Origin of the sequence: Sulfurovum sp. bin170, from assembly GCF_010892395.1 — a bacterium.
Classification (GTDB): Bacteria; Campylobacterota; Campylobacteria; order Campylobacterales; family Sulfurovaceae; genus UBA1140.
This window is the reverse complement of the sequence record NZ_JAACKB010000147.1, coordinates 1-2599: the sequence shown is the minus strand read 5'-3', so window position 1 is coordinate 2599 and position 2599 is coordinate 1. Positions and strand designations below refer to the sequence as shown.

Annotated in this window: 2 protein-coding genes; one reads left to right on the top strand and one right to left on the bottom strand. The window is 38.3% G+C overall.

The features are described from left to right. Positions 1 to 115 precede the first annotated feature (115 nt). Entirely contained in the window at positions 116 to 2245 is a 2130-nt protein-coding gene (locus GSY74_RS03525) for a C1 family peptidase (protein ID WP_164663730.1), read from the top strand. Between the two features lie 115 nt (positions 2246 to 2360). Here the strand turns inward: GSY74_RS03525 and GSY74_RS03520 are convergent, their stop codons facing one another. Beyond that, positions 2361 to 2564 (bottom strand): hypothetical protein, encoded by a 204-nt coding sequence (locus GSY74_RS03520; RefSeq protein ID WP_164663729.1) that lies wholly within the window; start codon positions 2562 to 2564, stop codon positions 2361 to 2363. Positions 2565 to 2599: the final 35 nt, after the last annotated feature.

Below are 2599 nucleotides of genomic sequence, written 5' to 3'. Positions count from 1 at the left end.
GTTCGGGTGTGAACACGCCGATTCCGAAAATGCAGATTGCATATAAGGAACCGATGGCTTCAGCCTCGCTAATTCATTGGCATTGGACTAAAGTCTCCGACTCCAAGGATTTTTTATGGGAACAAAGCGACATGAGAATAGAGTACTAGATGTTAGAAAAGATAGATTGGATTTGAGAGATAGGGAGTATAGACCTATCTTGAAATCTCTGCCAAAAATCTACCCAAATGTTGATGATATTGAGATGATAGTTAAGTGTTATCGGGCTATAGATATGATACTTGACCAAGGTGGTGATGGAAAATGCACAGGTTATGCCTTGGCTACGGTTATCAACTATCTGCTCTGGAGAGACCATATATCGGATAGGTATAGAGATTTCTTGGAGAGTCCATTGGATTTTAGGATTAATAAGGTAAGTGAGCAGATGCTTTTTAATCTAGCTAGAGTCTATGATGAGTGGGATGGTGAGGATTATGAGGGGTCTAGCTGTCGTGGGGCGATGAAGGGTTGGAACAAACATGGTGTCTGTGAGCAGAGTTGTTGGGAGGTCTATCAAGATAACCCAAATGAGGGTTGGGACAAGGAGGCTCGTGAGCGACCTTTGGGTGCGTATTATAGAGTGGATGGTGACTCTATCTCTGATATGCAGTCGGCTCTGTGTGAAGTTGGGGCGTTGTATGTCTCTGCATCTATTCATGATGGTTGGTGGAAGCTCAGAGACTATTTTAGTGAGAAGATAGAGGATATACCTCTGATAGAGTATAAGTTATTTCCAAAAGGGAACCATGCTTTTGTTATTGTGGGTTATACCAGAGAGGGGTTTGTGGTTCAAAACTCATGGGGTACAACATGGGGTAGTAGTGGTTTTGCGATACTAAGTTATAAGGATTGGTTGAAGCATGGCATGGATGTATGGGTTGCTGTTGTTGGTGTGCCTATAGATATTGAGATTGTACCTCATACCTACTCTAGCCTCTCTCTTCTTAAGAAAGAGAATGAGAGAGTGGAGGGGACAGCGATTATGAAAAAGGCTCTCTCCTACCGTTATATAAACAGAAATCTTGCACCAATTAGCGAAGACATAGCCTATCAGCACTCACTTATTTTAAATCGATATGGACGAGCAAAGCATACTATTATCTATACCTGTTCACTGGATAGGTCTATAGATATTATCTGTCATGACAAGATTGAAGCGTGGGTAAAATGCAGTCCAAAACATAGAAAAGTTGCTCTCTATGCTCTGGGTAGTTTCAGTGGTGAGAAAGAGAGTATAAGCAAGATAAGAGTTATGGCTTCATACTTTTTGGAAAATGGTATCTATCCAATCTTTTTGACATGGCAGACAAGTTCTATTGGGGTTATAGAGAAATCTATAAACGATTTTTGTCAAGAGATGTTGACTCAACGAGGCGTATCACGAGAGGAGTATAGGTCAAAACAGAATATGGAAGCACTCGATAGAGCTATAGAGCAACATACTCAAGAGATCTCAACAAGGGCTATCTGGACAGAGGTTAAAGAGAAGTCTCTAAGAGCCAATCTAAGTGAAATCGAAGAGTTAAGAGAGATAAATGAGAAAAAGAGAGGTGTTATATATATTCTAACCGACTCATTTCAAAAATTGCAGAAGAGGTATGGAAATTTTGAGATTCATGCTATAGCACACTCATTTGGTTCACAGCTCATTGCCACAACTTGGTTAGAGGAGTTAAATAGAAGAGGTATGAAGCTGAACTCTATGCACCTTTTGGCTCCTACATTATCTCTTGCAGATAGCAATAGATATATCATCGGAGCAGTTGAAGGGGGTGTAATCAAAAAAAAGGATATACATCTCTATATGCTTGATAAAGAGATGGAGTGTTCTGACTCTATTGGGGAGTATGGTAAGTCACTACTTTATCTGATAAGCCGTTCTTTGGAGAAGATACATAAAACACCACTGCTTGGGTTAGAGGAGTCTTGGGATACAGATAACCGATATGTAGAGGATGGAGTTTTCAATACACGACAACTAGCTGATATTAGGAGATGGCAAAATTTTGTTTTTGACCCTGATAGCCCGATGTGTTCAATCAATATATTTAATAAAGAGCAGAGTCAGCAGAGACGCTCTATAGATAGTGATTTTATAAAGTTGAGTCATGAGAATTTTGGGAGTAGTATCTCTATTTTGGAGGGTCTATTGGAGGTTATATCTGGTGCTAAGCTGAAGTATGAAGTTGAGAATTTGTGTTGAGTTTAAAACTTAGATGTTACAATTTTATCTATTAATCATGTTTGCTTATAAAAGATAAGATATTAACATTTCAAGTTAATAATGATTATTTTTTGTTAAGCATCCATGAAAAAAACTACTTTGACTCTAAAAGGTCAACCTGTTCTAAAAATGGTTTAATATTCAGAGATTTTTCAGCAAATTTTTCAATAAGCACTTCTAATCCCCCATTTTCAGGTATCCAATCATCAAGATGAGAGAGTCCATAACTCTTTTCTGATTTTGTAAGACCTTGATATTTTGGGAGTTCGTTTTGGATGATTTCTACAGTATTTAGCACATTTGTTCCTTTTTTTGTGGGGTATTAATTTGAAT

What these genes read in the sequence shown, in the direction of transcription:
- GSY74_RS03525 (WP_164663730.1), top strand. Translation starts at nt 116, where the DNA reads ATGGGAACAAAGCGACATGAGAATAGAGTACTAGATGTTAGAAAAGAT.